Raw genomic sequence first — 5,057 nt, forward strand, 5'->3', positions numbered from 1 at the left:
TTTTAGACTTTAAAAAACTACAAACGCCAAGTATTAAACTACAAACGCCAAGTTAAATGCTCCTTTAAAACTACAAACGCCAAGTTTAAAAACTACAAACGCCAAGTATTAAACTACTTGTATATGTGTGTAGATTAATATATAAAACTACCAACACGAACAATGTAGAATAATTATGGGATTGGATATAAAAAAACATTACCCCAAAGATTGGGTTGTATTGCAAAACAGAGTTGCTGAGTGTTTTAGAGGGATGTCACTTGATGAGAAACGCTTGTTCATAATGGCTACACCGTTAGCAAGAACAACTCAAGTATCTAGCAACGACCCTGTTTTTATCTCTTCAAGTGAGTTCGCTCATGAGTGTGGCATTGATCTCTCAACAGCATACACGGCTCTAGAAACAGCATCTGATCGCTTGTTTACTCGCTTCTTTGGCTATACTGCTGAAAATGGTGATCGAATAAAAATGCGTTGGCTCAATAAGGTTATTTATAAGGTTGGGCAAGGTGGTACAGAGCTGTATTTCACTGATGAAGTGCTATTGTTGCTTAGAGAATTTGATGCTCTAAACCCGTATACAAAATATAAAAAAGAGGTCGTATTACGACTTAAAAAAGATTATTCACTAGACCTTTATCATTTAGCTAAAAAGCACCAAATGATGGGAGGCTTTCAAATAAGTCTAGATGAACTATTCGAACAACTTGAATTACCTGACTCATATAGACGTATTGGCAACCTGAAAGATCGTGTCATACATCCTTCACTGGAAGAGATTACAGCTAATACAGATATTGATCTAACTTATGAAAACATTAAACAAGGGCGTTCTGTTGTCGGCTTTAAGTTCATTGTCAAAGAGAAACCAAAGCCAAAATTAACTACACCTGAACGAGATCCAAAAACGGTAGATATGTTCTGCAATATGTCCGATGCCCAAATTAATAAATACAGCGCTGTCCTTTCAAAACTTTCTGAACTTTCAGACCTCAGTAACTTCCCAGACTATCCAACATTCGCCTTATGGATTGCAGGAATTTTGCGAGATCCGAAGAGTGTGAGAGAAGAAACAGCAAAACGAATCTTTAAAGCATTACACAGCAAAACTGATTTCAAATGATGCCCAATACCAATAACCTCGCTTGCCCAGGGCAAGCGAAAGGATATTGGTATTAGGCATCTATGTTTAGTACATAAAGGATTTTAAAATCAAAATGATATATGAAAAAGACATAACAAAATTTGAAAAAGAAATTCTGCTTCAACAAAAAATTGAGCAGCTCGAAACAGAGCTTAAAGAATTTTCTGATCTTCAAAAAAAAGCATATAGTCCGCGACTTCAGAAAAGCATAGAGGGTTTAGAAAATAGAATTCTGAGAGCAAAAAAACTGCTTTATAACAACTGATTCAACTGTCATCTGCGTTTATCATTTTCAATCTCTTTAGCAACGTTTCTTATTTTCTCTATTATCTCAGAGCGTTTATTTTTAATAGAATTTCTTACATTATTTGCTTTATTTTCATCATCATTTGTTACGTCTGACAAGTAGTTGCAAACAATAAAATCTTCAAGTAAATGCTGTAAAATCGCTTCTTCTGTATCTTGCGGACCGAATAGATAATTGTCTTTCAAAAACTGGCTATATTTAAGAACAACACCACCTAAAAAATACTTTCTTCGTTCATTTTCTTTTCTGCGCTTTTGTCCGTCAGTTTGCTGTTCTAGTGTCTTTTTTATCGCTTCTTGCCGTTTCTGACTTTCTGCACGTTCAATTTCAGATTTAGCAATTTTTTCAAGTTTGGCGTATGTCGTTAAAGCATTTTGACAATTAAAAAAACCGTCTCGATCTTTCCAGTCATAGCCTAAAATTTCTTTTTCTAAGTGTGTTAATTGGACAGTCGTTGTCGATTTATGTTGAATAATTTTGTACAACTCAGCATTTCTTCTATACGTAGTTCTTTCACGATCTACAGTTTTTACTAGCGTCAACAACTCATTATCAACAGCAGTATGAAACGTAGTGATGGGACTATGATTTTCTGCATCACAAAGTTTTTGTTGTGCTTTAGTCCGAAATTCCATACGCATTGCAAAACGAACTATTTTACCTAAATCAGAATCATAAAATATTCGTGCAGGTCGTCCACGAGTCGCCATAGAGAAGCCACCACCACAATAAAAATTTAGTTTTTCCATCATACATTGTCACGCAACAAAAATTAAACTAAATTACGTGAGTAATTTATTTAATGTTTTGCTCGTCTACGTGTTTCTAATTCAAATTAATTACTACGCAATTAATTTGAATTAGAAACTCTCCTTCTCGCCCTGCGGGGCAAAAGCAAAACCGGCACAAAACGGGGGTGTAAGAAAATGTATTATTTCGACTATGCATATACCGGCAAAGGCACAACAAAAGTCAAAAGCAAAACCGGCACAAAAGTCAAAAAAGCCCCGTCATGCAAAAACCGGTTTCACTACATTACTCGAACTGCTCACTATAAAAATCACAAAGATAATCTTCACGAAAAAGTTGAGTTTGTGAAAAGTGGCAACATGCCCAGCTTTGCCGAAAAGCGTCCTGACCTGTTTTGGGAAGCTACTCACAACTACGAGCGAAAAAATGCGCGCACTGCTGCAAGCCAAGTTATCGCATTGCCGAAAGAGCTAACGGTTCAGCAACGAATCGAACTAGCCGAAGCACTCATTAAAAAATTCACGGAAGAGTTTAACTTTCCGTACACTGCTGCAATTCACAACCACACTGGAGAGATCGGCGGACAAGATCAACCGCACTTGCATATCATGTATTGTGAAAGATCGGTCGATGAACACAACAGAACTGCTGAACAGTTTTTCAGTCGCTACAACGACAAAGACCCTGCAAGTGGCGGAGCGCAAAAAATTACTCCAGACGTCAGAGGAAAAGGCAAAACGATCATCAATGAAATGCGTGTCGATACAGAAGTTATTATTAATGAGCATCTTGAGAAGTACGCACCGACTAAAATTGTAAACATCAAAGGCATTGATGTTGAAGTGCCGAACACAGTGTCCTGCCTACATCACGAAGATTACAACCGTATCCACGGCACGAACTTAAAGCCAGTGCCAATGATTCCAAAATCCTTGTTACGTCTTGACCCCGACCTGACGTTTAGAGACAAAGACAAAAACGCTGCATATCAAGCAAAGCTTGCTGAACGTGAGCGAGCGATCAATGAAGTCAATGACTTGCGTGAATACAACAACTATCAGCTATATGAGCACTATTATTTAGAAACCAAAGCTCGACTTGCAGCAGATCAAAGCGCATCAAGAGCAGAAATCATGCGTACAGCTAGTGAATCACAGCGATGTAGCGCATTAGAAGCATGCAAATACTTCCAAGAATTACCGCAAACGCCTTTAATTGCGAGGGTTTTAGAGTTATCAGCTATTGAAGATAAACCACAACATAATATTCGAGAGTACATTGAAGCAATAAAGCAAAAACAATATGCAATTATTGATGTACTCAAAAACGAAGCAAATGAACCAACAATTCAAGCAAGCATCACAGCCCTTTCAAACGACCTTAAAACATACCAAATATTTGAAAATAAAGGATATATTAGAGATCAACATGAAAGGAACTTACTCAAATTAGATCGGGAATTTGTGCAAAACTGGCTTGATGATTTAGCTACATGCAATAGCAACGACTTGCTAGATCGACAAGAAAGCACTGTTAAAAATCAGCAAGAAAATAGCAAAAATAATCGTGAAATTGACAAAGAAATTGACAACTCACCACGCCCCGATTTTTAGTATAAAAATAAAGCCACATTTTTGGGGCTTTATCAAATCAAGTACTTATCCCTTGCTTTCAATATACTTCTTTAATCTACTGTTTTTAACAGCATATAAACGCTTATATTCTTTATCAATCAGACGTGTCAAAACGTCCTTTTGACTCCCCCCTACTGCTCCAACAATATCAGCCAACTGGTCTGATACAGACTTATCTAAATATACGTCTAAGCGTTGACTTGCATCACTCTTACGTCTTTCTCTATACGCTTTTTGTCGTTCAGAATTCGTGAGTGGGGCAGGCTTTAACATATCAATCGTCTTTTTATCATTTGCATCTTTCATTGCATAATTCCAATTTTATTATTCAACCATCAAAGCATAGCATAAATTCACGTTACACGGTAATTAAATATGAATACAGATTTATAAAAATAGCGTTACCCGATAACCATATTGTTACCTGTAACGCTAAATAGTTACCATGTAACTTTTAATAGTTACCGTATAACATCTAAATTTTGATTTTTTTATAAAAAATATTACCGTGTAACAAGATAATCGCAACTTCAAAAAATCGCAACTTCAAAAAATCGCACAAAATGCGCTGTATTCAACGAAACAGATGACAGACATACAAAAGTACTGCGACACATCAAAAGTCGCTTAAAACGCAAATCAGCGCAAAATAGAGCTATATTTATGATCAATTTGAGATACTAAAATTAGAAACAATGTGAAAATTCAAATTATTTATTAATCTTAAAGTTTAAAAAATACGTGCAATGTTAAAAATATCTAAACAATAACAGCAATTTACAGAGCGAGTGTCTACGAGCGAACTGTCAAAATCAAAATTCTCGCAATGCCTTTTCACTGATTACAAGCTCCCAGTAGCCTTATTTTCGGGAAGTACAGAGCATCCCGAAGGGTGCGAACTTTGGAGCTTTTGCTTTTACAAAAGCATGAGCGCAGCGAATGCATTATCAATGCTTTTGACTTTGCTTTTGCTCTTGAAACGACACGAGCGAAGCGAGTGCCATAGCTTTTGATTTTGACTTTGCTTCTCCTTTTATTCTTTTAAGAAGCTTTTAAAAGCTTTTAGCCCCCCTCCTAAACCATGCTAGGCAAGGGTTTTAGACTTTAAAAAACTACAAACGCCAAGTATTAAACTACAAACGCCAAGTTAAATGCTCCTTTAAAACTACAAACGCCAAGTTTAAAAACTACAAACGCCAAGTATTAAACTACTTGTATATGT

Annotated in this window: 4 protein-coding genes; 2 read left to right on the plus strand and 2 right to left on the minus strand. The window is 36.4% G+C overall.

All coding sequences use genetic code 11. The features are described from left to right. Positions 1-175: 175 nt before the first annotated feature. Positions 176-1,123, plus strand: coding sequence for a replication initiation protein (locus tag FTT83_RS15395; protein ID WP_180109587.1), 948 nt, complete (start codon positions 176-178; stop codon positions 1,121-1,123). A 294-nt stretch (positions 1,124-1,417) separates the two neighbouring features. Here the strand turns inward: FTT83_RS15395 and FTT83_RS15400 are convergent, their stop codons facing one another. After that, positions 1,418-2,203: a hypothetical protein gene (locus FTT83_RS15400; RefSeq protein WP_120366355.1), complete on the minus strand. Its 786-nt coding sequence runs from the start codon at positions 2,201-2,203 to the stop codon at positions 1,418-1,420. A 174-nt stretch (positions 2,204-2,377) separates the two neighbouring features. On the opposite strand from FTT83_RS15400, the gene FTT83_RS15405 reads away from it, so the two are divergent. Then, on the plus strand, positions 2,378-3,814 hold the full coding sequence (locus FTT83_RS15405) for a MobA/MobL family protein (RefSeq protein ID WP_130169016.1): 1,437 nt from the start codon (positions 2,378-2,380) through the stop codon (positions 3,812-3,814). 45 nt (positions 3,815-3,859) lie between these two features. On the opposite strand, the gene FTT83_RS15410 is transcribed toward FTT83_RS15405, so the two are convergent. Next, positions 3,860-4,141, minus strand: a complete 282-nt coding sequence (locus FTT83_RS15410) for a RepB family protein (protein ID WP_120366357.1) — start codon at positions 4,139-4,141, stop codon at positions 3,860-3,862. Positions 4,142-5,057 lie beyond the last annotated feature (916 nt).

The sequence above is a fragment of the Acinetobacter sp. YH01018 genome, from assembly GCF_013420295.1.
Taxonomy (GTDB): Bacteria; Pseudomonadota; Gammaproteobacteria; order Pseudomonadales; family Moraxellaceae; genus Acinetobacter.